This is a genomic window from Saccharopolyspora sp. NPDC050389 (assembly GCF_040655595.1).
Lineage (GTDB): Bacteria > Actinomycetota > Actinomycetes > Mycobacteriales > Pseudonocardiaceae > Saccharopolyspora.
Genome location: NZ_JBFAKG010000058.1, coordinates 17114 through 43387, shown reverse-complemented (window position 1 = coordinate 43387; position 26274 = coordinate 17114). Strand labels below are relative to the sequence as shown.

The following is a 26274-nucleotide window of genomic DNA, read 5'->3' as shown; positions in this document are numbered from 1 at the left end:
GAACCGTGCATCGTGGACTGAAGCCGCTGCTGGCGGTGGCGGGCATCGCGCTCGCCGCCGGTTGTGCCGCCCCCAGCGAACCGCAGGTCACCTTCTACTCCCACGGGAACTCGGTGGCCGTCAACCCTGCCCAGTACTGCGACGCGACGGGCCAGAACTGCGCGACGCCGTCGGAGAACACGGTCGGCGACCTGCGGGTGCCCGACCGCAATCCGCTGCAGATCTCGGTTCCCGGTGAGGTCGCGGCGGCGCCGTGGCAGGTGGTGTTCATCTACCGCGGGCTCAACGGCGAGCAGCTGGACGGCCGCAGCCAGGTCTTCGCGCCCGACTCGCGCCACTCCTACACGCTGCAGCTGCCGCCGGACGGCGGCCGGTTGGAGCACGTGGAGGTCCAGAAGTTCTCGGCGGTGCTGACGCCCGGCGCCGACGGCGGCGTCGACTTCGGCATCGGCGGCAGCTGGATCCTGAACGTCCACCAGTGACCTCCGGCGGGTCGCACCGGCCCTGGTGTTGCGCCCCGCCGGCCACTTTCGTCGCAGGCCCGCGGCCTTCAGTCGGCGACCAGCCCGGCCTCGTACGCGGTGATCGCGGCCTGGACGCGGTTGTTCGCGGACAGGCGTTGCAGGATCGTGCTGACGTGCGCCTTGACGGTGCCTTCGGCCAGGAACAGCCGTCCTGCGATGTCCTGATTGGACAGTCCCGCGCCGACCAGCGACAGCACCTCGCGTTCCCGCGCGGTCAGGGTCGCCACCCGGTCGCGGGCGGCGTTTCGCCGGGTGGCCTGGCCGCCGCGCATCCCGGCGATCACCCGGTGCGCGATCCGGGGCGACAGGTACGCCGCGCCGTCTGCCACGGCGCGAACGCCGATGAGGAGTTCCCGCGGATCGGCGGCCTTGAGCAGGAATCCGCGGGCTCCGTCGCCGAGCGCCCGCGCCACGAACTCGTCTTCGTCGAAGGTGGTGAGCACGACGACCTTGACCTCCGGCTGCGCGCGGGCCAGTTCCGCGGCGGCGGCGAGCCCGCCGAGCCGGGGCATCCGGATGTCCAGCAGGACGACGTCCGGGCGGTGCTCGGCGGCCAGGTCGATGGCCTGCCGCCCGTCCTCTGCCTCGGCGACCACGTCGATCTCCGGGTCGGTGGTCAGGATCGACCGGACACCGGCGCGGATCATGGCCTCGTCGTCGGCCAACAGCACGCGGATCATTCGTCTTCCTTCGTCGCGGGCATCGCCGGGCAGGGCAGCCGAGCGGTCACGGTGAAGCCGTCGCCGGATTCGGCGCGGAAGGTGCCGCCGAGCAACCGGACACGCTCGGCCAGCGCCAACAGCCCGCTGCCGTTTCCGCCGTCGAGCACCGGCGGCGCGTCGACGGCCGAGTTTCGCACGATGACGTTGAGACCATTGGAAATTCGCTCGACCCGCACGGCCACCTCGGCCCCGGGCGCGTAGCGGGGGGCGTTGGTCAGCGCCTCCTGCACCACCCGGTGCGCTGCACGGTCCACCTCCGGCGCCACCGCGAGCGGCTCGCCGCTGCGCAGCAGCGACACCGCCATCCCGGCGCTGCGCGCGCGGTCGACCAGCGCCTCCACTGGCTCGTCCGGCGGCTCGACGCGCGGGGTGCCGTTCTCCCGCAGCATCCCGATCGTCTGCCGGAGCCTGTCGGTGGCGGCGACCGCCGTGGCGCGCAGCTCGGCGGCCGCTAGCTGGTTGGCGTCGGTCATTTCCGGGGCCAGTTCGAGGGATCCGGCGCGCAGCGCGATCAGCGCCAGGTCGTGGCCGAGCGAGTCGTGCATGTCCGCCGCGATCCGGGCGCGTTCCCGCAGCCTCGCGCGCTCGGCGACGAACTCCTGCTCCCGTTCCATCTGCTCGACCCGCTGCTGACCGGCGACGATCAACTCGGCCTGCTGCCGCCGGAACTGACCGGCCAGCCACGGCAAGGCCACGAAAACGGTCAGGCACAGCAAGGAACTGAAACCGGCCCAGAAGTCCACGACCGCGCCGACGACCCCGCCCAGCGCGGCGACCGAGAGCCAGGCCCAGCCACGGCGAACCGGCAGGTGCCGGCCGTGGAGATAACCCACCACGGCCAGCACCACGAGCAGCAGCAGCCGCCACACCTCGGCGTCGAGCCCGTAACCGACGAGCGCGCAAACCCCGGCGATGACCAGCAGAGCCGCGCCGTTCCTCACCCGGACGACCTTACGGCGCGCAGCCTCAGCAGCCGGAACACCGCGGTGCTGAGCCCTGCGAGCGCCGCGACCAGGAGCACGACCGTCAAGGGCAGCGGGAAGTACGTCATCTGCGCCCAGGTGACCGTGCGGCCGTTGCTGATGAACGAGATCAGGCTCGGGTAGGCCAGGAACACCGCGACCGGGACCAGCACCGGCACCAGCCGCAACGCGATCCGCCAAACCGGCCGCCCGGCGCGCTTGGCCGCCCAGCGACGAGAACGCACCGCGCCGAGCACGCCCAGCCCCACGGCCGCCAGCCCGATCAGGCCAAGCACCAGCTCGAACTGCTGCCGCGCGCCGCCGGGAGCTTCGGGCGTCTTCCCCTCGCTCAGCGCCACCAGCCCGGTGAGGATGTCGTAGTAGTCGCCGTTGAGGGAAGCGTTGTTGGTCATGACGGCGAAGCCGTAACCGGTCTCCGGGATGATCATCTCCGTCGCCGCGTAGGTGAACAGGTTCCCGTCGTGCACCAGCCTTTCCGGGCCGTCGGCGGGCTTCTCAACACCCCAGCCCATGCCGTATTCGTGCACGTCGGAAGGGCTGTGCATGGCGCGCAGGCTCTCCAGCGCGACGAGCTGACGCCCGTGGCCGCCCTGCGCGATCAGCCACTTCCCCATGTCGGCGGCGGTGGTGATGACGCCGCCACCACCGCTGCCGTCGAGGAATCCGGGCAGCTCCGGGCGGGAGAACCACGCACCGAACAACGAGTTGTAGCCGTCGGCGGGCCGGACGACCTCATCGCGAAGCGCGCTGCGACTCATCCCGAGAGGGCCGAACACGTGCTGCTGCATGTAGTCATCAAAGGTCTGGCCGCCGGCGACCTCGACGAGCCGGGCCGCCAGGTCGTAGTTGACGTTGCAGTACTCCCAGTGCGTGCCCGCTTCGGCGGCCAGCGAGCCGGTGCTCAGCCGCGAGGTGTACTCGGCGAGCGAGCCCGCTTCCTCCAGCGAGTTGATGTCGATGGTGCGGTCGGAGAAACCGGAAGTCTGGTTCAGCAGGTGCCGGACGGTGACCTCGCGGAAGCGCGGATCGGCCATGGCGAACCCGGGCAGCTGCTCGACGACCGGCCGGTCCAGCGCGATCTTGCCCGCGTCGACCAGGGTCATGACCGCCATGGCCGTGAACGACTTGCTGACCGACGCGACCCGCATCGGGGTGTCGGCCGTGACCGGCCGCCCGTCGGAATCGTGGCCGTAACCGGCGGCGTGCACGATCCTGTCGTGCTTGGTGACCACCACCGAGAACCCGGGCATGTCAGTGGTTTCCAGCGCGCGGGTCAGGTAGTCGTCGATGGTCCCCGCGGTCGGTTCGGGCGCGGCCTGCGCGGTGGCGGGGCCGATCGCGACCCCGAGGGCCACCGCGAGCGCGATGATCTTGGCTTTCATGCAGGTGAACCTATGGATCAGGACACCCCGGCCGGATCTGCCGACCGACCACCACCACCCCTGACGAAAGACATAAAAGAACCGGGCGCACCTCGCGATGCGCCCGGCCCTCTTGATGTCGTCAGTTGCCCGGGTCGAGCTCCCTGGCTACCGCGCGCACGACCTCGCCGATCCGCTTCGACATCTTGCGGTCCGGGTAGCGGCCGCGGCGCAGGTCGGGCTGGATCTTCAGCTCCAGGAGCTTGATCATGTCCTCGACCATGCCGTGCAGCTCGTCGGCGGAACGGCGGTGCGCCTCGACCACCGAGGGCAGCGGGTCCAGCAGCTTGACCTTGAGCGCCTGCGGGCCACGGCGCCCCTGCGCCATGTCGAAGTCGACGCGCTGGCCTGTCTTGAGCGCCTCCACACCCGACGGCAACGCGGAGGACCGCACGTACACGTCCTCCCCACCGTCCTGGGTCAGGAAGCCGAAGCCTTTCTCCGCGTCGAACCACTTGACCCTGCCGGTCGGCACTGTCCTCACCGTTCCCTGTCGAATGTGCTGGCCCGGTCTCCGGGTCCTCGTCGTCCCTGTTGGCTGTCCGCCGAGCGGAACCTAACGGCCCCGGCACGACGAAAGCGCCCCGAAAACGCCACGCAGTTGGGCGCGCCGGGACGCGTCACACCAAGCGTACCGCGTACCCAGCCGATAACACCCGTCCTTATCGACCAAGGCCCGCTGCGTCACTCGGCCCAGTCCGTGAATACGCTGCTCAGCATGGCAGCTGCTACGCCCAGGTCCGCGGTGCTCCCGGCTTCGATGATCATGTTCGGGCTGGGCCTGCTGGCGATCGTCGTGATCTTCGCGCTGTTCGCCGCCGGCTACGAGAACATGCCGGTCTGGCTCAACCTTGCGACTCTGCTGTGCCCGGCCGGCTTGATCTTCGGCGTGATCGCCACGGTCCTGCGCAACCGCAGGCGCTGATTCAGGCCCGCTGCGCGAGCCATGCCGGGAACTCGGTGAGATCGCGCAGCGCGACGTCGGCACCGGCCTCCACCAGCTCGTCGACGCCGTAGGGACCGGTGGCCACGCCGACCGCGACCGCGCCCGCGGTCTTCGCGCCGACGACGTCGCCGAGGTGGTCGCCCACGTAGATCGTCGCGCCCTCCTCGCGCAGCACTTCGCCCTTCGCGGCGGCGAAAACGTCACCGGCGAGCCGGTCGACTTCCCAGCCGAACGCCTTCAGGTGCAGGGCCGCGTTCGCCTCGTACTTCCCGGTAATCACCAGGGTTCGCCCGCCCGCTTCGCGGACCGCGTTCAGCGCCAGCTCGGCGCCCGGCAGCGGTTCGGTCAGCCCGACCACCACCGACGGGTAGATCTCGCGGAAGTGGGCCACCAGCCGCTCGACCATCGGCTCGTCGAAGCCGTAGCCGCGCATCGTGTCGGCCAGCGGCGGCCCCAGGTGCGCCGCGAACGCCTCGCCGTCCAGCGACAGCGCGAACTGCTCGTTCAGGGCTTCGATCGCGCGCACCATGCCCGGTCGCGGATCGATCAGGGTCATGTCCAGGTCGAAGCCGACGACCGGCACGCTGCGCTGTTCTGCCACGCGCCCCACCCTACGTTCGGGGGACGCCCGCCCTCTTGACTCGAAACTGCGCAGTATCGAAAATCACGGTCATAATGTTCCTCACAATTTGGCGAGCTGGAGTCGTTCAATGACGAGCACCACCGCGCACCCCGCCCACCGCGAAGGTTTCCACTCACTGAAGGCCAGCGGCCTGAACTGGGACTCGCTGCCGCTGCGGCTGTTCAACAAGGGCAACGCCAAGTTCTGGAACCCCGCCGACATCGACTTCAGCAAGGACGCCGAGGACTGGCAGCGGCTCGACGAGGCCGAGCAGCGCAGCGTGGCGGGCCTGTGCGCGCAGTTCATCGCCGGCGAAGAAGCCGTGACGCAGGACCTCCAGCCGTTCGTGTCCGCGATGGCCGCCGAGGGCCGGTTCGGCGACGAGATGTACCTGACGCAGTTCGTGTTCGAAGAGGCCAAGCACACCCAGGTCTTCCGGCTGTGGCTGGACGCCGTCGGGCTCACCGGCGACCTGCACGGGCTCGTCGAAGAGAACCCCGGCTACCGCGAGATCTTCTACCGGGCGCTGCCCGAATCGCTGCACGCGCTGCACGCCGACCCGAGCCCGGAGAACCAGGTGCGCGCGTCGGTCACCTACAACCACGTCGTCGAGGGCACGCTGGCCCTGACCGGCTACTACGCCTGGCACAAGATCTGCGTCAGCCGCGGCATCCTGCCCGGCATGCAGCAGGTCATCCGGCGCATCGGCGACGACGAGCGCCGCCACATGGCGTGGGGCACGTTCACCTGCCGCCGCCACGTGGCCGCCGACGAGCGCAACTGGGACGTGGTGCAGGACCAGATGGCGAAGCTGCTGCCGCACGCCATCGCCCAGGTCGAGTGGAAGCCGGAGGACGCGCCCGAGGTGCTGCCCTTCGAGCTGAACAAGGAAGAGCTCACGGCCTACGCCTCGGACCGCGCGACCCGCCGCCTCGGCGCGATCTCCAGCGCCCGCGGCGTGCCGCTGGCCCAGATCGACGTCGACGCCTCCCCGGAGCAGCTGGAAGACCAGTTCGGCGCCGAAGACGCCGCCGAATTCGCCAAGCTCGACGCCAAGCGCTGACTCCTGCCGAGTGGGGCGCCTTCGGCCGAAGGCGCCCCACTCGGGATCATTCGAGGTCGAGGAGCTTCTTCGCGGTTTCGCGCATGTCGATCTTGCGGATCTTGCCGGTGACGGTCATCGGGAATTCGTCGACGACGTGGACGTAGCGCGGAACCTTGTAGTGCGCGAGCTTGCCGGTGCAGAACTCACGCAGCGCCTCCGCCGTCAGCGGCGCCGCACCTTCGCGCAGCCGCACCCAGGCCATCAGCTCCTCGCCGTACTTCGCGTCCGGGACGCCGATGACCTGCGCGTCGAGGATGTCCGGGTGCGTGTAGAGGAACTCCTCGATCTCGCGCGGATAGACGTTCTCGCCGCCGCGGATGACCATGTCCTTGATCCGGCCGGTGATGCTCACGTAGCCGTCGTCGTCCATGACGGCGAGATCCCCGGTGTGCATCCAGCGCGCCGCGTCCACCACCTCCGCGGTCTTCTCCGGCTGCTCCCAGTAGCCGAGCATCACCGAGTAGCCGCGGGTGCACAGCTCACCCGGCGCTCCGCGCGGCACGGTCAGGCCGGTGACCGGATCGATGATCTTGATCTCCAGGTGCGGGCCGACCCGGCCCACCGTGGACACCCGCCGCTCCAGCGAGTCGTCGGCGCGGGTCTGCGTCGACACCGGCGAGGTCTCGGTCATGCCGTAGCAGATCGCCACCTCGCCCATCCCCATCCGGCCGATGACCTGCTTCATCACCTCCACCGGGCAGGGCGAGCCTGCCATGATCCCGGTGCGCAGCGAGGACAGGTCGAAGGAGTCGAAGTCCGGGTGGTCGAGCTCGGCGATGAACATCGTCGGCACCCCGTACAGCGAGGTGCAGCGCTCCGCGGCGACCGCCGACAGCGCCGCCACCGGGTCGAAGCCCTCCGCCGGGATCACCATCGCCGACCCGTGGCTGGTGCACGCCAGGTTGCCCATCACCATGCCGAAGCAGTGGTAGAACGGCGGCACGATCGCCACCCGGTCGGCCTCGGTGTAGCCGCACAGCTCGCCGACGAAGAACCCGTTGTTCAGGATGTTGTGGTGCGACAGCGTCGCGCCCTTCGGGAAACCGGTGGTGCCCGAGGTGTACTGGATGTTGATCGGGTCGTCGGCCGCCAGCTGGATCGCCGCCAGCCGCTGCGCATCGCCGGTGCCGCCGGCCAACGCCGCCCACTCCGGGGAATCCAGGAACACCACCTGCTCCAGGCCCGGGCACTTCTCCCGCACCTGCTCCACCATCGCCACGTAGTCCGACGACTTGAACGACCGCGCCGACACCAGCAGCCGCACCCCGGCCTGGTTGAGCACGTACTCCAGCTCGTGCAACCGGTACGCGGGGTTGATGTTGACCAGGATCGCCCCGATCTTCGCCGTCGCGTACTGGGTCAGGGTCCACTCGGCGCGGTTCGGCGCCCAGATGCCGACCCTGTCGCCCTTGCCGATCCCGGCGTCCAGCAGGCCCACCGCCAGCGCGTCGACCTCGGCGACGAGCTCCCGGTAGGACCAGCGGCGCCCGGTCGCGAACTCCACCAGCGCGTCCCGGTCGGGGAAGCGCGCCGCCGTTCGATCGAGGTTCGCGCCGATGGTGTCGCCCAACAGCGGCACGTCCGAGACACCCGAGGCGTAGCTGGGCTGAGCTGGTTCGACGGCATCCACGTCGACGACCTCCCGAAACTCAGTGATGCAGGTCACCCATCCTGTCCTGACCGGACACCCGTCGGCCACCCCCGAACGCGGGTAACGGCCGGCCCTCGTTGCGTACCGTTCAGGGATGCATGTCTTCGTCGTGGACTCCTTCACCGACAGCGCCTTCGCCGGCAATCCTGCCGGCGTCGTGCTGCTGGACGCCCCTGCCGAGGTCGAGTGGATGCAGTCGGTCGCGGCCGAACTGCAGCACTCCGAGACCGCGTTCGTCGTGGTCGGCGGCCCGGAGGACGAGCCGAAGCCGCTGCGCTGGTTCACGCCCGCGACCGAGGTGCCGCTGTGCGGGCACGCCACGCTGGCGACGGCGCACGTGCTCGGCGGCGACCAGCGCTTCGACACCCGCAGCGGCGTGCTCACCTGCACCGCGCAGGGCGACGGCTGGATCGAAATGGACTTCCCGGTCGATCACGCCGAGCCGGTGGAACCGCCCTCGGCGCTGGCCGCCGGACTACCCGGCATCACCATCGAAGAGGCCGCGGAGGGCGAGACCAAGGTGCTGGCGCTCGCCGCGTCCGCCGCGGAAGTCCGCGCGGTGCGGCCTGATTTCGCGATGCTGGCGGACGTCCCGTCGCGCGGGGTGATCGTCACGGCGCCGGGCGACCGGCCGGGCATCGACTTCGTCAGCCGCGTGTTCGCCCCGCAGGTCGGCATCCCGGAAGATCCGGTGACCGGCTCGGCGCACTGCACGCTGGCGGGCTGGTGGGCGGCGAAGCTCGGGCGGGACGAGCACGACACCACGTTCGTCGGCGAGCAGGCGTCCCAGCGCGGCGGCATCGTCCAGATGGCCCTGCGCGGCAACCGCGTCGGCCTCCGCGGCCGCGCGGTCACGGTCCTCAGCGGCGAACTCCTCGTCTGACCGCACCGTTCCGCCTGGTCAGGATCCGTGCACGTTTTGTGTCGCTATAGCAGCACAAAACACGCACGGGTCCTGAACTGGCAAAACATCGCCTCGGCGCTGATCCACAACCTCGCCTCGACGGCCCGGGAGCCGGGCTGGCACCGTGGAGGCATGCGGTTGCTGCTGAACATCATCTGGCTGGTGCTGTGCGGGTTCTGGATGGCCTTCGGCTACGCGGTCGCCGGGGTCATCCTGGCGATCACGATCATCGGAATCCCGTTCTCCATCGCGTCCTTCCGGATGGCCAACTTCGCGCTGTGGCCGTTCGGCCGGCGGCTGGTCGACGAGCAGACCTCGGGTGCGATGGCAGGGCTCGGCAACATCCTCTGGCTGGTGCTGGCCGGCTGGTGGCTGGCGCTCGGGCACATCTTCACCGGCATCGCCCTGTGCGTCACGATCGTCGGCATCCCGCTGGGCATCGCGAACTTCAAGCTCGTCCCGGTGTCGCTGCTGCCGCTGGGCAAGCGCATCGTCGATGCTGACGATGCGTACGCATTCATGCGCTCTCGGTGATATTCGGCACATCGGCGTATTACCGATCGGCCGAATGCAGTCTCACAGTCGTCAGGGAATCGGCGACTTGGGGATTCGCATGATCACGGAACTGGAGCTGGAGCGGGTCGCGGCGGCGATCGAACGCGCCTTCCGCGGCCCGGCCCGGGAAGACTGGGCACACGTCGAACGGCTGCGGCTGCAGGCGGACCTGCTCGACCGCCTGGCGGCGGCGCAGCGCCATTGGTCCGGCTCGCTGAGCCGCCGCGCCGAGCTCGTTCGCGACGCCGCCGAGCGCCTGGCCGACGAGCTCAACCAGGTCACCAGCGCTATCGCCATGCCGAAACCCGCCCCGCCCGCGACGCCGTCGTAGAGATCAGGCCTTGAACGGATCCAGCACGTGGTCGGTGAGGTCGGCGATCGAACTGATCACCTTCGTCGGCCGGTACGGGAACAGCTCCGCGGTGTGCACGTCGGAGATCCCGGAGAGCACCAGGATCGTCTGCATGCCCGATTCCAGCCCCGAGCGCACATCGGTGTCCATCCGGTCGCCGATCATCAGGGTGTTCTCCGAATGCGCGCCCAGGTGGCGCAGCGCCGACCGCATCATCAGCGGGTTCGGCTTGCCCACGTAGTACGGCGCGCGGCCGGTCACCCGCTCGATCAGCGCGGCGACGGCGCCCGTCGCCGGCAGCGTGCCCTCCCGGCTCGGCCCCTTCTCGTCGGGATTGGTGGCGATGAACCGCGCACCGCCCTCGACCAGCCTGATCGCCTTGGTTATCGCCTCGAAGCTGTAGGTGCGGGTCTCGCCGAGGATGACGTAGTCCGGGTCGCGATCGGTCAGCACGTAGCCGATGTTGTGCAGCGCCGTGGTCAGCCCCGATTCGCCGACCACGTAGGCCGTGCCGCCGGGCCGCTGCTTCTCCAGGAACTGCGCGGTCGCCAGCGCGGAGGTCCAGATCGCGCCTTCCGGGACGTCCAGGCCGGTGCGCGCCAGCCGGGCGCGCAGGTCGCGCGGGGTGTAGATCGAGTTGTTGGTGAAGACCATGAACGGGATGGCGTTCTCACGCAGCGCCGCCACGAAGGCATCGGCGCCCGGCACCATGTGCTCCTCGTGGACGAGCACGCCGTCCATGTCCATCAGGTACGTCCAGGGGGATGGCTCAGTCACGCCCCAGATGATCCACCTGATGTGGGGTGAATTGCTACTTCGGCGGCCTTCACCACGAACCAGACCTCGTCGTCCGGGGTGAGCCGCAGGTCGGCGACGGCCGCCGGGGTGACGTCGGCGGCCAGCGAGCAGTCCCGCACCACGCCGCGCACCCGCACCACGTCGCCGCGCGGTTCCAGCGCCGCCAACCGCACCGGGATCGCGTTGCGCGGGCTGCCGTGCGGGCGCTCGCGGTGCACGGCGACGGCCGACGGCGCGAACACCGCAGCGGCGTCTTCGCCCTGCTCCAGCTCCTCGACGATTCGGCCGCTGATCGTGCTGTCGCCGAACGAAACGCCGTCCGCCGCGGCCACCCCGGGCACCAGGTTCAGCCCGGCCACCCGCGCCGTGAACGCCTCCTTCGGGCGGGCCAGCACCTCGCGGGTCGGGCCCTGCTCGACGATGCAGCCGTCGAGCAGCACCAGGAGCCGGTCGGCGAGCACGACCGCGTCCAGCACGTCGTGGGTGACCAGCACGGTCGGTTTCTCCTGCCGCCGCAGCACCTGGTGCAGCAGCCCGCGCATGGCCGGAGCGGCGTCGACGTCGAGCGCGGCCAACGGTTCGTCGAGCAGCAGCAATCGCGGATTCGCCGCCAGCGCCCTGGCCAACGCCACGCGCTGCGCCTGACCGCCCGAGAGCTGCCCGGGCTTGCGCTCCGCCAGCCCGGCGACGTCCACCTCGGACAGCCAGCGCCCGGCCGCCTCCCGCGCCTCGGCCTTGCGGACGCCGGCCGCGCGTGGTCCGAATGCGACGTTCTCCAGCGCCGTCAGGTTCGGGAACAGCAGGGCGTTCTGCGCGAGCAGCCCGACACCGCGGCGGTGCGTCGGCACGTTGATCCCGCGCTCGGTGTCCAGCCACGCGGCGCCGTCCAACTCGACCCGCCCGCGATGCGGGACGAGCTGACCGGCCAGCACCGACAGCAGCGTCGACTTGCCCGCCCCGTTCGGCCCGAGCACCGCCAGAACCTCGCCGGGCGCCACCTCGAACTCCGCGCGCAGCGTGAAATCGGGGCGCCGGAACTCGATGTCGGCGCGCAATCCGCTCACAGCCGTCCTTCCACCGCTTTGGGCCGGGCCACCACGATCACCAGCAGCGCGACCACCACCAGCAGCAGCGACATCGCGACCGCAGCGTCCACATCGGACTGCGACGTGGTGTAGATGGCCAGCGGCAGGGTCCTGGTGGTGCCCTGCAAGCTACCGGCGAAGGTGATCGTCGCGCCGAACTCCCCCAGCGCCCGCGCGAAGGTCAGCACCAGGCTCGACCCGAGCGCGGGCAGCAGCAGCGGCACGGTGACCCGCCGGAACGTCAGCCAGGGCCCGGCGCCCAACGTCGCGGCGACCTGCTCGTACCGCGCGCCGGCGGTCCGCAGCGCGCCTTCCAAGCCGACCACGAGGAACGGCATCGCGACGAACGTCTGCGCGAGCACCACGGCGGTTGTCGTGTAGGGCAACCGGATTCCCGCGATGTCGAGCAGCTGCCCGACCGGCCCGGTGCGGCCCAGCAGGTAGAGCAGGGCGAGGCCGCCGACGACCGGCGGCAGCACCAGCGGCAGCAGCACGAAGGCCCGCACCACGCGGAGCCCGCGCATCCGGGAACGCGCGAGCACCAGCGCGAGCGGGCCGCCCAGGAGCAGGGCCAGGCCGGTGGAGATCAGCCCGGTGACCACCGAGAGCCACAGGGCGTCGAGCGCGGCGGGGCTGAGCAGCAGCTCCGGGAGGCGCGCCGGATCGACGCGCGTCAGCAGCCCCAGGACCGGCAGGACCACGAGCGCCAGCGCGAGCACCGCCGGCACCCACAGCATCGCTGGCACCTGCGATGCCCGCGATTCCGCTCGAACGTTCTGCTTCATGAGCCGCGATGGCCGCCGGCGCTCACGACCGTCACGGGGCACCGAAGCCTTGCCTGCCGAGGACATCGCGGCCGACCGGGCCGCGCACGAACGCCATGAACTCCGCCGCCAGCTGCGCCTGCGGCGCGGTGGTGATCGTCGCGATCGGATAGGTGTTGATCGCCTGCTTCGACTCCGGGAAGTCGACCGCCTGCACCTGGGCCTCGGCCGCCTTCGCGTCGGTGACGTACACCAGCCCGGCATCCGCCTCGCCCGCAACGACCTTCTGCAGCACCGACTTCACGTCGTTCTCCTCGCTGGCGGGCTTCAGCTGCACGCCGGAGGCCTGCGCCACCTTCTGCGTGGCCGATCCGCACGGCACCTGCGGCGCGCAGACCACGACCGTCCGGCCGGGCGCCGTGAGGTCGGCGAGCGAGGCGATCCCGGCCGGGTTGCCCGGCGGGACCACGATCGTCAGCTGGTTCGTCGCGAGGATTTCCGGCGTGCCGACCAGATCCCGCACCTTGTCCATGTTCTTGGTGTCCGCCGAGGCGAACACGTCCGCGGGGCGGCCCTGCTTGATCTGCTCGGCCAGCGTCGACGAGCCCTGGTAGTCGAACTGCACCCGCACATCGGGGTGCTGCTCGGTGAACCGGGTGCCGAGCTCGTCGAAGGACTCGGTGAGGGACGCGGCCGCGAGCACGGTCAGCGTGCGCTGCTGCTGGGCCTGCGGCCCGGCCTGCCCGCATCCGGCCAGCAGCACGAGCGCGACCAGCGCGCCGACGATCATCTTGAGCTTCGACATCATCCTTCTCCCGGTGTTTCCACCACGACGTTGGTCGACTTGACCACGGCGACCGCCAGCGCCCCGGGCACCAGCCCGAGTTCGCGCACCGCCTCGGTGCTCATCAGCGAGACGATCCGGTGCGGGCCGCACTGGATCTCCACCTGCGACATGACCCGGTCCGAGATCACCTCGGTGACCAGCCCGACGAGCCGGTTGCGCGCCGACCGGCCGATGCCGGACGGGTCCGGCGTCGAGCGGGCCTGGGCGCGGGCGAACTCGGCGAGCGCGGCGCCGTCCACGGCTCGCCGGCCGGAGGCATCCCGCTCCGCAGGCAGCTGCCCGCCTTCGACCCACCGGCGCACCGTGTCGTCGCTGACGCCGAGCAGCCCGGCGGCCTCCGAAATCCGATAGTGCGGCACAGCCGCCAACGTTACTTCCGCAGTTGCGTGCAAAACCAGTGAATGAGCCCGCAAACACGGATCTTGCAACGACTTTGTGCCTTCCTCCGACCACTCCGGACTCCGCTCTGGATCACTCGGCGATTCCGCACAAATTGGGGCCGCGCGATCGAAATCCGCTACCGCTAAGCGCTAGGGTCGTGGAGTGACCGCGGTGGACTTGGGAATCCCGCTCGTGCGTCGCACGACCGACACGTCCGCACGTCCGGACACGACCCGGCTGGTGGACCGGTTCGGTCGCGTGGCGACAGACTTGCGCGTCTCCCTAATCGACAAGTGCAACCTGCGCTGCACATACTGCATGCCCGCCGAGGGCCTGCCCTGGCTGAAGCGCGCGGAGCTGCTCGACACCGACGAGATGAACCGGCTGATCCGCATCGCAGTGGAGGAGCTCGGCGTCACGACGGTTCGCTTCACCGGCGGCGAACCGCTGCTGCGGCAGGACCTGGTGGACATCATCGCGGCGACCGCGGCGCTGCCGAGCCGCCCGACGACCTCGCTGACCACCAACGGCATCAACCTCGGCGGCTTCGCCGAACCGCTGGTGCGGGCCGGGCTGAACCGGGTCAACGTCTCGCTGGACACCCTCGACCGCGACGTGTTCAAGCAGCTCACCCGCCGCGACCGGCTCGACGGCGTGCTCACCGGGCTCGCCGCGGCGAAGACGATGCGGCTGGAGCCGGTCAAGGTCAACGCGGTGCTGATGCGCGGGATCAACGACCACGAGGCCGGCGACCTGCTGCGGTTCTGCATCGAGCGCGGCTACCAGCTGCGGTTCATCGAACAGATGCCGCTGGACGCCCAGCACGAGTGGGACCGCGGCCAGATGATCACCGCCGAGGAGATCCTGGACCGCCTCAGCGCCGAGTTCGCCCTCACCCCGGACGTCGCCGAGCGGGGCTCCGCGCCCGCGGAGCGCTGGCTGGTCGACGGCGGGCCCGCGACGGTCGGCGTGATCGCCTCGGTGACCAGGCCGTTCTGCGCGGTCTGCGACCGGACCCGGCTCACCGCCGACGGCCAGCTGCGCTCGTGCCTGTTCTCGACGACCGAGACGGACTTGCGCGAGCCGATGCGGGCCGGGGCCGAGGATGCCGAACTGATCCGGTTGTGGCAGGAGACGATGTGGGCGAAGGCCGCCGGGCACGGGATGGATTCGGGCGAGTTCGCCCAGCCGTCCCGGCCGATGAGCGCTATCGGGGGTTGAGCGGATGACGGCTCTGCCGGAGCAGGTCGGAACCGTCGCGGTGCAGGTGCGCTACTTCGCGGGCGCCCGCGCGGCCGCCGGGATCCCGGAGGAGACGGTGCACGTCGCGCGGCCCGACGGCGCCGCGGTGACCGCCGCGGACGTCATCGCCGCAACGCTCAACCGACACGACGAGAAGCTGGCGAACGTGCTGCCCGCGTGCAGCTTCCTGCTCGACGGAGTCGCCGTCCGAGACCGCGGCATCGCGGTTCCCGACGACGCGACTCTCGACGTCCTCCCGCCGTTCGCGGGCGGCTGAAACCCGTCTTCAGGGGCCTTGCGGGGCGACACTGCATTACTGCGCGCGCGGGCGTGCGCGCGCACGCGAATACAACATGCGTCGGCGTGTCGTACACGCTCGGCCAGGTGACATTTCGGTCTCGCTTCGGACCATGTCGATCTTGACTTACGCGCCGTGTCCTTCGGCAGCCTTAACAGTCCCTGATCTAGCGACACAGATCGCTACCGTGCGCATCGATGCGAATCCTCTTCGCGAGCGCCGCGACGTCTCCCCGGCACGCCTGGGCGAGAGCCGGGACGGACCGACGGCGGGGCGAACCACTGCGATGAGGGTGGCCCGGAGGGAGCAACGAGGTGACCCACGACTCACTTACGGTGATCGATATCGGCCTGGAAACGCTTTGATAACGACGCTCTGATCAGCACAAATACACCGGATCGAAGCATTGCCCTCAGTTGTTACGTGACCAGCGTCACATGAACTCAGGTTTCCGATCTCCCCGATGGTTACGTAGTGTCGCTCCTCGGTCGGCCCCGAACCGATCAGCAAGGAGCGGAAGCTCGCAGCGCCGAACCCTGTCCGGCGGGCTTCCGGACCCCGAAACGAAAAAACCGGACAGGGGCGGGGGACCCAACACCTGGGCTCCCCGAAGCCCTAGGGGTGAAGCCGGCTCCCCCGAGCCGGCCGGGCTGCCTCTCAGCCCGAACCCGACAGCTGACCTCGCAGGCGCGGCAGGAGAGAGGAACATGGCTCGCTACCAAGGCAAGCACCGCAAGCCTTCCAATACCGGCCGCACCCTGGCCCGCGTCGCCGTCGCCGGCGCGGTGGTCGCCACCCCGATCGCGATCGCCGCCCCCGCCAACGCGGCCCCGAACTGGGACAAGCTCGCCCAGTGCGAGAGCAGCGGCAACTGGAGCATCAACAGCGGCAACGGCTACTACGGCGGACTCCAGTTCAGCGCGTCAACCTGGGCCGCCTACGGCGGCAGCCAGTACGCCAGCAGCGCGCACCAGGCGACCCGCGAGGAGCAGATCGCCGTCGCCGAGAAGGTCCTCGCCTCCCAGGGCGCCAACGCGTGGCCGGGCTGCACCTCCAAGCTGAACTGGACCAGCGGCGGCACCAAGGTCACGACCAAGACCACAACCAAGGCCACCACGCCGAAGAAGACCGAGACCAAGGTCAAGACCCAGACGCCCAAGCCGACGGTGAAGACCAATGGCGCGGACTACACGGTCCAGCTCGGCGACACGCTGAGCAAGATCGGCGAGAAGTTCGGCGTGGCCTACCAGGACATCGCGCAGCGCAACACGAGCATCATCAACGACCCGAACCTGATCTTCCCGGGTCAGCAGCTCGACATCAAATGATCTGGTCGACCGGCTGAGCCGGTCGGCGAGGAGTACGTGTCGTACCCCCCGACACGGCACGTGCTCCGCACCTCTCGGAACCCCCACCGCACCCCCCAGCGGCGGGGGTTCCGTCTTTCTCGGAGCCTGTTCCCGGCTCGTTCTGCGTAGCGGTGCGGATAGCGGCCCCCTGCGGGAATTACCGTCGCCTTCTCGCTGTGGGATCCCCGACACGTGTCGGGGCTGTCCTCACGAGAAAGACGCCCGAGAACCCGCGGCGGTGCCGGTTGCGAGGGTGGGCTAAGCGGCTGCGCCGCTTGAAGACAACAACCCGACCTACCGCACTCCACATCCAAAACTGGCTCTGCATAAGCCCAAAAGGCCCACTGCTCCGGTCTTGTCGGATGCCCGGCCTTACTGGGCCTTGCGGCTGAGGGACTCCCACTTGGCCAGTTCAGCCGTCATGGCCTTGGTCATCTCGTCGACCATGTCGTAGGCCGCCGATCCCAGGATCAGGCGCTTCGGCGGCTCCTCCATCGCCACCACCTGGAGCACCACCTCCGCCGCCTTCGCCGGGTCGAAGTCCTCCGACTCCGCCCACAGGCCGGCCAGCCATTCGCGCAGCGGCGCGTAGGCCTCGTGCTCCGCCGTCTGCGTCAGGCCGCGGGTGAACAGATCGGTCTGGTAGCCGCCCGGTTGCAGGATCGTCAGCTTGATCCCGAACCGCTCGACCTCCATCTGCAGCGCCTCGCTCATCGAGTCCAGCGCCGCCTTGCCCGCGCCGTACATGCCGGTCGCCGCGAAGCCGCCGGCCGAGCCCATCGAGGACACCTGCAGGATGCGGCCCGAGCCCTGCGCCCGCAGGTGCGGGACGACGGCCTGGCTCACCCACAGCGCGCCGAAGAAGTTGGTGTCCAGGTGGGCCCTCGCCAGCTCCTCGGTGACCTCTTCGACCATGCCGAGCACGACGCCGCCGGCGTTGTTCACGACGACGTCCAGGCGGCCGAACGCCGCGACCGCGCGCTCGACGCCCGCGAAGACGGCGTTGCGGTCGGCGACGTCGAGCGGGAACGCGAGCAGGCGGCCACCGGAGGCGTCGACGAGTTCGTCCAGCGGCGTGATGTCGCGCGCGACGCCGACCACCCGGTCGCCGGCCGCCAGCGCGGCTTCGGTGAACGCCCGCCCGAGACCGCGGGAGGCGCCGGTGATGAACCAGGTGCGGGGTTCGGTGGATGCGTGTTGCACGGGCTCTCCTCGCAAATTCTGAGACGACACGGTCCGTCTCGTTGATTCGAAGCATGGCCCACCGCCGGACGGTTGTCAAGACGGACCGTCTCGTCGCGCTATCGTGTGGGCATGGCATCCCGGAAGACGCCCGACGCAGCCCGCCGCAGCGAGCGGTCCCGGGTGGCGATCCTGACCGCGGCCCGCGAACTCATCGCGGAGGTCGGCTACGCGAAGCTGTCCATCGAAGCGATCGCCGCCCGCGCCGGAGTCGGCAAGCAGACGATCTACCGCTGGTGGCCGTCGAAGGGCGCGGTCGTCTTCGACTCCCTGCTGGCGCTCAGCGAAGGCGCGGACGGCGAGGGGATCGTGCTGCCGGACACCGGCGACGTCGAGGCGGACCTCAAGACCGTGCTGCGCGCGACGGCGGCCGAGTTCGCCGACCCCGAGTTCGAGGCGCCGATCCGGGCGCTCAACAGCGAGATCATCAACGATGCCGAACTGGCCGCGATCTACCGCGAGAAGATGGCGGCGCCGGTGGAGGAGGCGAAGAAGGAGCGACTGCGCAGCGCGCAGCGCGCGGGTCAGATCGCGGCCGACGCGGACCTGGACCTGTTCCTGGACGTCCTGTACGCCCCGCTCGCCCAGCGCTGGCTGCTGCGCTCCGGCCCGCTCGACGACGCCTTCGCCGATGCCTTGGTCGACGCGGCGCTCCGCGCCTTCCGCCCGGAGTGACGGGCGGAGATCCCGATTTCAGGCAGAACCGGGAGGCTCACCGGGCCGGAACAGCGCTTCCAAGAGTCGGCCACCGTACGAGCTCTTCGTCTTTGAAGCGGCGAAGCCGCTTAGCCCTCCCTCGCAGCTTGCACCGCCGCGGGTTCACGGTGCCCACCCCTCCGGGGTTCTTCCAGCGAGGACAGCCCCGACGTGGTGAATTGGTCATTCATGATGTCGGGGATCCCACAGCTAGAAGACCGCGGTGACTCCCGCAGGGGGCCGCCACCCGCACCGCTGAGCAAAACGAGCCCGGAATGTGATTAAGGGCAGTTGACCCATTCTTCGGTGTTGTCCTCGAAGACCTGGCGCTTCCAGATCGGTAGCCGCCGCTTCACCTCGTCGACCAGCTCCGAGCAGGCGCTGAACGCCTGCTTGCGGTGCTCCGCCGCCACCGCGCACCCGAGCGCCACGTCGCCGATCTTGAGCAGGCCGATGCGGTGCGACACCGCGATGGCGCGCACACCCTCGAAGCGCGCCGCGATGTCCTGGGCCACCTCGGCGATCACGTCGGACGCGCTGGGATGCCCGACGTATTCGAGCTCGCGGACGCCGCGGCCGCCGTCGTGGTCGCGGACCACCCCGCCGAAGGTCACCACCGCGCCGGCCGCCCGGTGCTCCACCGATCTGGCCAGGTCGTCGACGTCGATCACCTGCTCGGTCACGTCGGCGCGCAAGACGTCCGCCACCGCCTGGTTCGGCGCCGCGTGGTCGCCCCCGTGCAGCTGGTCGACGGCGTGGTCCAGGACCCCGTCCAGCACGCCGAGCCCGTCCTTGACGCCGCCGCGCGAGCCCGGCAGGTTCACGATCAACGTCCGGCCGCTGACGCCGGCCAGCCCGCGGGAGAGCACCGCCGTCGGAACCTCCGGCAGGCCCGCCAAGCGGATCGCCTCGGCGAGTCCCGGAATCGGGTAGTCGAGCACCGCCGCCGTGACCTCGGGCGTGCGGTCGGTCGGGCTGATCCCGGTGCCGCCGGTGGTGATCACGACGTCCGCGCCGGCGGCGACCGCGCGGCGCAGCTCCTCGCCCACCGGGTCGCCGTCCGGCACCACGACGGGATCGGGCACCTCGTAGCCGCGCCCGCGCAGCCACTCGACGATCACCGGACCGGTGCGGTCGGGGTAAACGCCGGCCGATGCGCGGTTGGACGCCGCGATCACTCGCGCTGTCCTCGTCATGGAGACCTCCTGTGTGTTGGATCGGCCGCCGCAGGGCCATCTTCCGCGACCGACCGGCATGGCCTCAAGCGCGCCCGCTCCGTGGCACACGGCGAAGGCGCCTGCCCGCGGAAGCCGGTGGCCCGGAGCCGTCGACCGCACCCCAAGGGCACCGTTTCCGCTGGTCACGGGGCCGTGAGTCTTTTGGGTCGCGATAGCAGCCCAAAAGACTCACGGCCCCGCGCGGTCAGCGGGTCCAGGTGCCGGTCTTGCCGCCTTCTTTGCGCTCCACCCGGACCTCGTCGAGCACGGCGGCCGGATCCACGGCCTTGATCATGTCGTGCAGGGTGAGGCCGGCGCCCGCGACCGCGGTGAGCGCCTCCATCTCGACGCCGGTGCGGTCCGTGGTCTTCACCGTCGCGGTGATCCGCACCTCCGCCTCGCCGAGCTCCAGCTCGACCTTGGCGCCGGAGATCGCGATCGGATGGCACAGCGGGATGAGGTCGGGCGTCCGCTTCGCGGCCATGATCCCGGCGATCCGGGCGGTGGCGATCGCGTCGCCCTTCGGCAGCCCGTCGCGGCGCAACAGGGCGATCACCTCGGCCGTCGTGCGCACCACGCCGCTGGCGACCGCGATGCGCGCGGTGGGCTGCTTGCCGGAGACGTCGACCATGCGAGCGGCGCCCGCCTCGTCGACATGCGTGAGCTCGTCCTGCGCCATGACCCGAGCCTAGACCGTCGATCCCGCCGCCCTCCGCGGCCGACCCGATGCCCGAGAACACGAGTGCGGGGCGTCCTCGGCCGAGGACGCCCCGCACTTCGGTGGATCAGTAGTCGACGTCGTCGGCCATGGACCACGGCAGGGAGGATCCGCCGTGCGGGGCCGGGTCGCCGGCCTTCGACGCGACCGCCGCCTTCTTCACCGCTTCCGCCACCGCCGGGGCCACCGCCGAGTCGAACACGCTCGGCACGATGAACGACGCGTTGATCCGCTCCCCGTCCACGACGTCGGCGATCGCGTTCGACGCCGCGATCATCATCTCGTCGGTGATCTTGTGCGCGTGCGCGTCCAGCAGGCCGCGGAACACGCCCGGGAACGCCAGCACGTTGTTGATCTGGTTCGGGTAGTCGCTGCGGCCGGTCGCCACGATGGTGGCGTGCTTCTGCGCCTCCAGCGGGTCGATCTCCGGGTCCGGGTTGGCCAGCGCGAACACGATCGAATCGGCGTTCATGGTCGCCACGTCGTCCGCGGCGAGCAGGTTCGGCGCGGACACCCCGATGAACACGTCCGCCCCGCGCACCGCGTCGGAGAGCGTGCCGGTGCGGCCGTCCTTGTTGGTGCCCGCGGCGATGGACTGCAGGTTCGGGTCGCTGTCGCCGCGTCCGGTGTGCACGATGCCGTCGATGTCGACGGCGATGATGTCGGCCGGTTTCTTGTGCTGCAGCAGCCGGATGATGGCCGAACCGGCGGCGCCGACGCCGCACACCACGATGCGGCAGTCGGTGATGTCCTTGTTCACCACGCGGAGCGCGTTGCGCAGCGCGCCCAGCACCACGATCGCGGTGCCGTGCTGGTCGTCGTGGAAGACCGGGATGCTCAGCTTCTCCCGCAGCCGGGCCTCGATCTCGAAGCAGCGCGGCGCGGCGATGTCCTCGAGGTTGATGCCGCCGTAGACCGGGGCGATCAGCTCGACGGCGCGGATGATCTCCTCGGTGTCCTGGGTGTCCAGGCAGACCGGCCAGGCGTTGACGCCGGCGAACTTCTTGAACAGCGCGGCCTTGCCCTCCATCACCGGCAGCGCGGCCGCCGGGCCGATGTTGCCCAGGCCGAGCACGGCGGAACCGTCGGTGACCACCGCGACGGCGTTGCGCTTGATGGTCAGCCGGCGCGCGTCCTCGGGGTTTTCCGCGATCGCGGTGCAGACCCGGGCGACGCCGGGCGTGTACGCGCGGGAGAGGTCGTCGCGGTTGTTGAGCGCGACCCGCGAGTTGACCTCGATCTTGCCGCCGAGGTGCACCAGGAAGGTCCGGTCGGAAATCTTGCGCACCCGGACGCCGGGCAGCGTCCCGAGGACCTCGGCGAGGTCGTTGGCGTGGTCGGCCGACAGCGCGTTGCAGGTGATGTCGACGACGATGCGGTCGGCGTGCGACTCGACGACGTCGAACGCCGTGATGGCGCCGCCGGCGCGACCGATCGCGCTAGTCAGGTCACCCGCCGCGGTCGTCGACGGCGGGGCCTCGACGCGAACGGTGATCGAATAACCCGGACCTGGAACCGGCATGGCACACCCCTGTCGAGCTGATCGGCTATGGACTTGGCGGGTGCCGTCCTCGGACGACCCGGGGGCCGCCGCAGCAGATCGCTTATCCGGGATGCAAGCCCTGCGGGCCTGCTAAGCGACCGGAACTTCACCCAGCACGAAAAAGCCTAAAACTTTCCCGAGTGTGAGCGACGTCCGGTCCCATTACCGACCGGTTCCCCTTGACAAAACCCGCCCCGAAGCGGCACGGCCGCGACGGAGCGGGTCTACGGGCGATCGCCGATCCGCGCTGGGGCGGATGCTGGCAGGAGGGTCACTTGTTGATGCGCGTGACCGGGTGGACGTAGGGAACGGCGTCCTGGCGGAGCGGGAAGCTGGTGTCGCCGTACGGCGACAGCGCGCCCTGGATGTCGGCCAGGAACTCGCTCACCGGGTGTTCGCCGTCGGCGACCTTCGGCCAAGACGGGTCAATGCGGTCCTTTTTGGTCTTGCCGGCCACGTCGTTCCTCCTGGGCATTCCGGCTACGGTGCACTTCCAGTTTGCCGGATCCGGCCCCGAACCTCATCCAAGGGTGCGCAGCGCAACGTTCCGGCGGGCCTCCGCCTGCGACGCATCTCTCACCAGGCGACCGCTCGGCGTCCGAGACGACCCTCCGCCGCCACGCGGCTGGGTATCGTAGAGGAGATGTCATCACTGGCGGATTGGCTGCGGGAGCGCAGCGACGAACAGCTGGTCGCGCTGCTTCGCGCTCGACCCGACCTCGCGACCCCGCCGCCGGCCGACAACTCGGTGCTGGCGACGCGCCTCGGCGTGCGCTCGTCGGTCGCGCGGGCCTGCGAGGACCTCGATTCCTTCGCCCTCGCCACGCTCGAAGCGCTGGTGCTGCTCGACGCCGACGACGCGCCGGTGTCGCTGGACGCCGTCGCCGCGATACTCGGCCCCGATGTCACGGTCGAGCGCGCCCGCCGGTCGGTCACGCAACTCCGCGATCTCACACTGGCCTGGGGCGATGACGCCGAGCTCGCCGTGCCCTCGGCGGCGCGGGAGGCGTTGCCGACCTTCCCCGCCGGGCTCGGGCGCCCCGCCGATGACCTCACCGAGGCCGCGGCGGAAGCCGCGCTGGCCGAGCTCGGCGAGGAAGAGCGGCGGCTGGTGGAGAAGCTCGCCGGAGGCGCGCCGATCGGCCGCACCAAGGACGCGGCCAAGCAGGTTCCGCTGGAACAGGCGACCAACCCGGTGCAACGGCTGCTCGCCAAGGGCCTGCTGCTGCGGCGCGACGCGGAGACCGTCGAGCTGCCGCGGCAGCTCGCGCTGGCCGTGCGCGGCGACCGGCCGATGGGCGAGGTCGAGCCCGACGAGCCGATCCCGGACCTGGCCGGCAGCGATCAATCTACTGTGGACAAAACGGCCGGCGGCGCGGCGCTGGAACTGCTGCGACACGTCGAAGGGCTGCTGAACTCCTGGGGCGAGGAACCGCCGGACGTGCTGCGCTCCGGCGGCGTCGGGGTGCGCGATCTGCGCCGCACCGCCAAGGCCATCGAGATCGACGAGAACCTGCTCGGCCTGCTCGTGGAGGTCGCGGTCGCGGCCAACCTCATCGCCAACAGCGAGGGCGCGGAACCGCAGTGGGTGCCCACCATCCAGTCCGACACCTGGCTGGCCTCGCCGCCCGAACAACGCTGGGCGGCACTGGCCCAGGCCTGGCTGGACCTGCCGCGCCTGCCGGGCCTGATCGGCGCCCGCGACGAGAAGGACCGGCTGCTCAACCCGCTGTCCGAAGACCTGCGTCGACCGCTCGCGCCGAAGGACCGCCGCCGCATCCTCGACTACCTCGACGAACTGCCCGGCGGATACGGCGCCCGGCCGGACGACGTCGCCGCCGTGCTCGGCTGGCGCGCCCCGCGCCGCGGCGGACGCCTGCGCGACGACCTGGTCCGCTGGACGCTCGCCGAAGCGACCGCCCTCGGCGTCGTGGCGCTGCACGCGCTGACCACCGCCGGACGCGTCCTGCTCGCCGACGGCGCCGCCGAAGCGGCGCGCCAACTCGCCGACGCGCTGCCCGAACCGCTCGACCACGTCCTGGTGCAGGCCGACCTCACCATCGTCGCGCCGGGCCGCCTCGAACCCGACCTCGCCATCGAGATGAAACTCATCGCGGACATCGAATCCGCAGGCAGCGCAACGGTTTACCGCGTCGGCGACGGCAGCATCCGGCGCGCGCTCGACGCCGGCTACACCGCCGACGACCTGCACGCGCTGTTCCGCACCCGCTCGCGCACGCCGATCCCGCAGTCGCTGACCTATCTCATCGACGACGTCGCACGCCGCCACGGCCGGCTCCGCGCAGGCACCGCCGCGGCCTTCCTGCGCTGCGACGATCCGCTGCTGCTGGCCGAAATCCTGGCCAAACCCGGAACCGAAGAACTCGAACTCCGCCGAATCGCGCCCACCGTACTGGTCAGCCCACTACCGCTGGCCGACGTGGTCACCGTGCTGCGCGCCGCCGGATTCGCCCCGGTCGCCGAAGGCCCCGACGGCAACGTGCTCGACCTCCGGGAGAGCGGGCGGCGCGTGCGCGGCAAGAGCCGCCCGGCACCGCCGGCGGCGATCGCCGCACCGAACGAAGAGCAGCTCGGCGAGCTCGTAGCGCAGCTGCGAGCCGGCGACCGGGCAGGAGCGGCGCGGCGCGGCAGCGCCGTGAGCCCCGAACGCGGGCGGCCGAGCGCCGAGGCGACGCTGCAGCTGCTGCGCGACGCGGCGCGTCAGCGCCGGAGCGTGTGGCTGGGGTTCGTCGACACGCACGGAGTGCGGAGCCAGCGCGTGGTGCGCCCGGTGAGCGTCGGCGGCGGGATCCTGCAGGGCGTCGACACCAGCAGCGAGGAGCTGGGCAACTTCCCGCTGCACCGGATCATGTCCGTCGCACTCGTCGAGGACTGACCGCTCTCCGATCCACTGCAGGACCCGTGTGCACTTTGTGTCGCTATAGCAGCACAAAGTACACACGGGGCCGCCTGGTCAGCGCTGCGAGATCAATGTGCCGTGGCCATGCGCTGGCGCATCGCGTGTTGCACCAGGGTGATCAGGGCCTGCTTGGTGGATTCGCGGTTCCGCGCGTCGCAGGTGATCATCGGGACCGAGGCGTCGATCGTCAGCGCCTCCCGGATGTCCTCCTGGCGGTGCTGCAGCACGCCGTCGAAGGTGTTCACCGCGATGATGTACGGCAGACCGCGGTCATCGAAGAAGTCGATCGAGGCGAACGCGTCCGCCAGCCGGCGGGTGTCCACCAGCACCACCGCGCCGATCGCGCCGCGCACCAGGTCGTCCCACATGAACCAGAACCGGTGCTGGCCGGGCGTGCCGAACAGGTACAGGATCAGGTCCGAATCCAGCGAGACCCGGCCGAAGTCCATCGCCACCGTGGTCGTGACCTTGCCCGGCGTCGCGCTGAGGTCGTCGACCCCGACGCTCGCCTCGGTCATGACCGCCTCGGTGGTCAACGGCACGATCTCGGACACCGAGCCGACGAAAGTCGTCTTCCCGACCCCGAAACCACCGGCGACCACGATCTTCGTCGAGGTCTTCTGGCCGGCCGCATTCGATCGGGGATCAGAGCCTGCGAAGCCCACTGAGCACCCTTTCCAAGAACTCCATGGACGGCCGATCACCAACGACCATGCCACTGTCATGAATCAAAACCAGGCCGGTGTCGGCCATGTCGCCGATCAGCACCCGAACCACGCCCAACGGCAGGCGCAGGTGCGCGGCCACCTCGGCCACCGAACGAGCCTCCAGGCACAGCTCGGAGATCGAGCGGTGCTCGGCCCTGGTCTGGGTCGCCTGCGTGCGACCGCGTTCGCTGGTGGTCACCAGCGTCTCGATAGCAAGATCATAATCGGTGCGGGTGCGCCCACGCGTGCGGGCGTAGGGCCGCACCAGCGACCCGCTGTCGAGGCCGTCGGACTCCTGGTGGTCGACGGCCGGGATCGCCGGCATCGACCCGGAGATCGACGGCATGGACTGCGAAATCGCCGACATCGGCTGGGAAATCGACGGCATCGACGAGGAGATCGGCGACATCGACTGCGAGATCGACGGCATCGACACCGACGGCGGCCCGCTGTCGATCTGCCGGGGGCCGGCGACCTCGGGCACCGAGTTGTAGCTGGAGCCGAACAGATCGGCGCCCGGGCCGCCGAACAGCGCCCGGTCGTAGCCGCCGATCGACTCCGAACCCTGGCCGGTGGCCCCGTCATCGACGAAGTCGTCCTGCCAGGACTCGGCGCTCAGCCGCTTGTTGTAGAGGCGGAACAGGTCACCGTCCCAGCTGGGCTCGGAACCGGTGTTCATGGC

General features: G+C 70.3%; 29 protein-coding genes and 1 riboswitch. Of the genes, 11 read left to right on the top strand and 18 right to left on the bottom strand.

From position 1 onward, the window contains the following. Positions 1–5: 5 nt before the first annotated feature. The gene (locus tag AB0I53_RS31755; RefSeq protein ID WP_358611180.1) at positions 6–482 is read left to right on the top strand and encodes a DUF2771 family protein; all 477 of its coding nucleotides are present in this window, start codon (positions 6–8) and stop codon (positions 480–482) included. Between the two features lie 68 nt (positions 483–550). Here AB0I53_RS31755 and AB0I53_RS31750 read toward each other — a convergent pair whose 3' ends face one another. The 4 genes from AB0I53_RS31750 to AB0I53_RS31735 all read right to left on the bottom strand — a co-directional run bounded on the left by AB0I53_RS31750 (position 551) and on the right by AB0I53_RS31735 (position 4125). Further along, positions 551–1204: a response regulator transcription factor gene (locus AB0I53_RS31750; protein WP_358611177.1), complete on the bottom strand. Its 654-nt coding sequence runs from the start codon at positions 1202–1204 to the stop codon at positions 551–553. Continuing rightward, positions 1201–2187, bottom strand: a complete 987-nt coding sequence (locus tag AB0I53_RS31745) for a histidine kinase (RefSeq protein ID WP_358611175.1) — start codon at positions 2185–2187, stop codon at positions 1201–1203. The genes AB0I53_RS31750 and AB0I53_RS31745 overlap by 4 nt, the downstream gene beginning before the upstream one ends. Continuing rightward, the gene (locus AB0I53_RS31740; protein ID WP_358611172.1) at positions 2184–3611 is read right to left on the bottom strand and encodes a serine hydrolase domain-containing protein; all 1428 of its coding nucleotides are present in this window, start codon (positions 3609–3611) and stop codon (positions 2184–2186) included. The genes AB0I53_RS31745 and AB0I53_RS31740 overlap by 4 nt, the downstream gene beginning before the upstream one ends. Positions 3612–3732: 121 nt before the next feature. Beyond that, complete coding sequence (locus tag AB0I53_RS31735; RefSeq protein WP_358611169.1) at positions 3733–4125, bottom strand: cold-shock protein; 393 nt, start codon at positions 4123–4125, stop codon at positions 3733–3735. A gap of 243 nt (positions 4126–4368) precedes the next feature. Here AB0I53_RS31735 and AB0I53_RS31730 point away from each other — a divergent pair, with 243 nt between their 5' ends. After that, positions 4369–4575, top strand: a complete 207-nt coding sequence (locus AB0I53_RS31730; RefSeq protein ID WP_358611166.1) for a hypothetical protein — start codon at positions 4369–4371, stop codon at positions 4573–4575. A 1-nt stretch (position 4576) separates the two neighbouring features. Here AB0I53_RS31730 and AB0I53_RS31725 read toward each other — a convergent pair whose 3' ends face one another. Next, on the bottom strand, positions 4577–5197 hold the full coding sequence (locus AB0I53_RS31725) for an HAD hydrolase-like protein (RefSeq protein WP_358611163.1): 621 nt from the start codon (positions 5195–5197) through the stop codon (positions 4577–4579). Positions 5198–5306: 109 nt separating this feature from the next. Between AB0I53_RS31725 and AB0I53_RS31720 the strand changes: the two genes are divergently transcribed. Beyond that, positions 5307–6281, top strand: a complete 975-nt coding sequence (locus AB0I53_RS31720; protein WP_358611160.1) for a R2-like ligand-binding oxidase — start codon at positions 5307–5309, stop codon at positions 6279–6281. A gap of 46 nt (positions 6282–6327) precedes the next feature. On the opposite strand, the gene AB0I53_RS31715 is transcribed toward AB0I53_RS31720, so the two are convergent. After that, on the bottom strand, positions 6328–7989 hold the full coding sequence (locus tag AB0I53_RS31715; RefSeq protein ID WP_358611157.1) for an AMP-binding protein: 1662 nt from the start codon (positions 7987–7989) through the stop codon (positions 6328–6330). A gap of 79 nt (positions 7990–8068) precedes the next feature. On the opposite strand from AB0I53_RS31715, the gene AB0I53_RS31710 reads away from it, so the two are divergent. The 3 genes from AB0I53_RS31710 (at position 8069) to AB0I53_RS31700 (ending at position 9764) form a co-directional block, all read left to right on the top strand. Beyond that, positions 8069–8857 carry a PhzF family phenazine biosynthesis isomerase gene (locus AB0I53_RS31710; RefSeq protein ID WP_358611154.1) on the top strand — a complete coding sequence of 263 codons (789 nt, stop codon included), beginning with the start codon at positions 8069–8071 and terminating at the stop codon, positions 8855–8857. 153 nt (positions 8858–9010) lie between these two features. Continuing rightward, entirely contained in the window at positions 9011–9412 is a 402-nt protein-coding gene (locus AB0I53_RS31705; RefSeq protein ID WP_358611151.1) for a YccF domain-containing protein, read from the top strand. A 79-nt stretch (positions 9413–9491) separates the two neighbouring features. Further along, positions 9492–9764: a hypothetical protein gene (locus tag AB0I53_RS31700; RefSeq protein ID WP_358611148.1), complete on the top strand. Its 273-nt coding sequence runs from the start codon at positions 9492–9494 to the stop codon at positions 9762–9764. A gap of 3 nt (positions 9765–9767) precedes the next feature. On the opposite strand, the gene AB0I53_RS31695 is transcribed toward AB0I53_RS31700, so the two are convergent. The 5 genes from AB0I53_RS31695 to AB0I53_RS31675 all read right to left on the bottom strand — a co-directional run bounded on the left by AB0I53_RS31695 (position 9768) and on the right by AB0I53_RS31675 (position 13638). Further along, on the bottom strand, positions 9768–10532 hold the full coding sequence (locus tag AB0I53_RS31695; protein ID WP_358611224.1) for an HAD-IIA family hydrolase: 765 nt from the start codon (positions 10530–10532) through the stop codon (positions 9768–9770). Positions 10533–10558: 26 nt separating this feature from the next. After that, a complete protein-coding gene (locus AB0I53_RS31690) occupies positions 10559–11647 on the bottom strand; it encodes an ATP-binding cassette domain-containing protein (protein WP_358611145.1) in 1089 nt (362 codons plus the stop codon). Then, the gene (locus AB0I53_RS31685; protein WP_358611143.1) at positions 11644–12405 is read right to left on the bottom strand and encodes an ABC transporter permease; all 762 of its coding nucleotides are present in this window, start codon (positions 12403–12405) and stop codon (positions 11644–11646) included. The genes AB0I53_RS31690 and AB0I53_RS31685 overlap by 4 nt, the downstream gene beginning before the upstream one ends. 79 nt (positions 12406–12484) lie before the next feature. Next, positions 12485–13240 (bottom strand): molybdate ABC transporter substrate-binding protein, encoded by a 756-nt coding sequence (gene modA / locus AB0I53_RS31680; protein WP_358611140.1) that lies wholly within the window; start codon positions 13238–13240, stop codon positions 12485–12487. Next, a complete protein-coding gene (locus tag AB0I53_RS31675; RefSeq protein WP_358611137.1) occupies positions 13237–13638 on the bottom strand; it encodes a TOBE domain-containing protein in 402 nt (133 codons plus the stop codon). Before AB0I53_RS31675 ends, modA begins: the two co-directional genes overlap by 4 nt. Before the next feature lie 184 nt (positions 13639–13822). Here AB0I53_RS31675 and moaA point away from each other — a divergent pair, with 184 nt between their 5' ends. From moaA to AB0I53_RS31660, 3 genes are all read left to right on the top strand, one after another. Then, a complete protein-coding gene (moaA, locus tag AB0I53_RS31670) occupies positions 13823–14881 on the top strand; it encodes a GTP 3',8-cyclase MoaA (protein WP_358611134.1) in 1059 nt (352 codons plus the stop codon). 4 nt (positions 14882–14885) lie between these two features. Beyond that, entirely contained in the window at positions 14886–15179 is a 294-nt protein-coding gene (locus AB0I53_RS31665) for a MoaD/ThiS family protein (protein WP_358611131.1), read from the top strand. 567 nt (positions 15180–15746) lie between these two features. Beyond that, positions 15747–15906, top strand: a riboswitch (cyclic di-AMP (ydaO/yuaA leader). 1 nt (position 15907) lies between these two features. Continuing rightward, positions 15908–16528, top strand: coding sequence for a transglycosylase family protein (locus AB0I53_RS31660; protein WP_358611128.1), 621 nt, complete (start codon positions 15908–15910; stop codon positions 16526–16528). Between the two features lie 393 nt (positions 16529–16921). Here the strand turns inward: AB0I53_RS31660 and AB0I53_RS31655 are convergent, their stop codons facing one another. After that, positions 16922–17752 (bottom strand): SDR family NAD(P)-dependent oxidoreductase, encoded by an 831-nt coding sequence (locus AB0I53_RS31655; RefSeq protein ID WP_358611125.1) that lies wholly within the window; start codon positions 17750–17752, stop codon positions 16922–16924. A gap of 111 nt (positions 17753–17863) precedes the next feature. On the opposite strand from AB0I53_RS31655, the gene AB0I53_RS31650 reads away from it, so the two are divergent. Further along, positions 17864–18466 (top strand): TetR/AcrR family transcriptional regulator, encoded by a 603-nt coding sequence (locus AB0I53_RS31650; RefSeq protein WP_358611122.1) that lies wholly within the window; start codon positions 17864–17866, stop codon positions 18464–18466. 302 nt (positions 18467–18768) lie between these two features. Here the strand turns inward: AB0I53_RS31650 and AB0I53_RS31645 are convergent, their stop codons facing one another. From AB0I53_RS31645 to AB0I53_RS31630, 4 genes are all read right to left on the bottom strand, one after another. After that, complete coding sequence (locus AB0I53_RS31645; RefSeq protein WP_358611119.1) at positions 18769–19683, bottom strand: molybdenum cofactor biosynthesis protein MoaE; 915 nt, start codon at positions 19681–19683, stop codon at positions 18769–18771. Positions 19684–19909: 226 nt separating this feature from the next. Further along, positions 19910–20383, bottom strand: coding sequence for a cyclic pyranopterin monophosphate synthase MoaC (moaC, locus tag AB0I53_RS31640; RefSeq protein WP_358611116.1), 474 nt, complete (start codon positions 20381–20383; stop codon positions 19910–19912). 106 nt (positions 20384–20489) lie between these two features. Beyond that, positions 20490–21944, bottom strand: a complete 1455-nt coding sequence (locus AB0I53_RS31635; protein ID WP_358611113.1) for an NAD-dependent malic enzyme — start codon at positions 21942–21944, stop codon at positions 20490–20492. Positions 21945–22236: 292 nt separating this feature from the next. After that, entirely contained in the window at positions 22237–22440 is a 204-nt protein-coding gene (locus AB0I53_RS31630) for a hypothetical protein (RefSeq protein ID WP_358611111.1), read from the bottom strand. A 168-nt stretch (positions 22441–22608) separates the two neighbouring features. On the opposite strand from AB0I53_RS31630, the gene AB0I53_RS31625 reads away from it, so the two are divergent. Beyond that, positions 22609–24861 carry a helicase-associated domain-containing protein gene (locus tag AB0I53_RS31625; RefSeq protein WP_358611108.1) on the top strand — a complete coding sequence of 751 codons (2253 nt, stop codon included), beginning with the start codon at positions 22609–22611 and terminating at the stop codon, positions 24859–24861. A 92-nt stretch (positions 24862–24953) separates the two neighbouring features. Here the strand turns inward: AB0I53_RS31625 and AB0I53_RS31620 are convergent, their stop codons facing one another. Then, on the bottom strand, positions 24954–25550 hold the full coding sequence (locus AB0I53_RS31620; protein ID WP_358611105.1) for an ATP/GTP-binding protein: 597 nt from the start codon (positions 25548–25550) through the stop codon (positions 24954–24956). Next, the gene (locus AB0I53_RS31615) at positions 25531–26271 is read right to left on the bottom strand and encodes a DUF742 domain-containing protein (RefSeq protein ID WP_358611102.1); all 741 of its coding nucleotides are present in this window, start codon (positions 26269–26271) and stop codon (positions 25531–25533) included. Before AB0I53_RS31615 ends, AB0I53_RS31620 begins: the two co-directional genes overlap by 20 nt. Positions 26272–26274 lie beyond the last annotated feature (3 nt).

Coding starts and splice junctions, on each gene's coding strand:
- AB0I53_RS31750 (WP_358611177.1), bottom strand. CDS start 1,204: ATGATCCGCGTGCTGTTGGCCGACGACGAGGCCATGATCCGCGCCGGT.
- AB0I53_RS31740 (WP_358611172.1), bottom strand. CDS start 3,611: ATGAAAGCCAAGATCATCGCGCTCGCGGTGGCCCTCGGGGTCGCGATC.
- AB0I53_RS31730 (WP_358611166.1), top strand. CDS start 4,369: ATGGCAGCTGCTACGCCCAGGTCCGCGGTGCTCCCGGCTTCGATGATC.
- AB0I53_RS31720 (WP_358611160.1), top strand. CDS start 5,307: ATGACGAGCACCACCGCGCACCCCGCCCACCGCGAAGGTTTCCACTCA.
- AB0I53_RS31710 (WP_358611154.1), top strand. CDS start 8,069: ATGCATGTCTTCGTCGTGGACTCCTTCACCGACAGCGCCTTCGCCGGC.
- AB0I53_RS31705 (WP_358611151.1), top strand. CDS start 9,011: ATGCGGTTGCTGCTGAACATCATCTGGCTGGTGCTGTGCGGGTTCTGG.
- AB0I53_RS31700 (WP_358611148.1), top strand. CDS start 9,492: ATGATCACGGAACTGGAGCTGGAGCGGGTCGCGGCGGCGATCGAACGC.
- AB0I53_RS31695 (WP_358611224.1), bottom strand. CDS start 10,532: ATGGACATGGACGGCGTGCTCGTCCACGAGGAGCACATGGTGCCGGGC.
- AB0I53_RS31685 (WP_358611143.1), bottom strand. CDS start 12,405: ATGCTGTGGGTGCCGGCGGTGCTCGCGCTGGCGCTCGTGGTCCTGCCG.
- modA (WP_358611140.1), bottom strand. CDS start 13,240: ATGATGTCGAAGCTCAAGATGATCGTCGGCGCGCTGGTCGCGCTCGTG.
- AB0I53_RS31665 (WP_358611131.1), top strand. CDS start 14,886: ATGACGGCTCTGCCGGAGCAGGTCGGAACCGTCGCGGTGCAGGTGCGC.
- AB0I53_RS31660 (WP_358611128.1), top strand. CDS start 15,908: ATGGCTCGCTACCAAGGCAAGCACCGCAAGCCTTCCAATACCGGCCGC.
- AB0I53_RS31650 (WP_358611122.1), top strand. CDS start 17,864: ATGGCATCCCGGAAGACGCCCGACGCAGCCCGCCGCAGCGAGCGGTCC.
- AB0I53_RS31645 (WP_358611119.1), bottom strand. CDS start 19,683: ATGACGAGGACAGCGCGAGTGATCGCGGCGTCCAACCGCGCATCGGCC.
- moaC (WP_358611116.1), bottom strand. CDS start 20,383: ATGGCGCAGGACGAGCTCACGCATGTCGACGAGGCGGGCGCCGCTCGC.
- AB0I53_RS31635 (WP_358611113.1), bottom strand. CDS start 21,944: ATGCCGGTTCCAGGTCCGGGTTATTCGATCACCGTTCGCGTCGAGGCC.
- AB0I53_RS31630 (WP_358611111.1), bottom strand. CDS start 22,440: ATGCCCAGGAGGAACGACGTGGCCGGCAAGACCAAAAAGGACCGCATT.
- AB0I53_RS31625 (WP_358611108.1), top strand. CDS start 22,609: ATGTCATCACTGGCGGATTGGCTGCGGGAGCGCAGCGACGAACAGCTG.
- AB0I53_RS31615 (WP_358611102.1), bottom strand. CDS start 26,271: ATGAACACCGGTTCCGAGCCCAGCTGGGACGGTGACCTGTTCCGCCTC.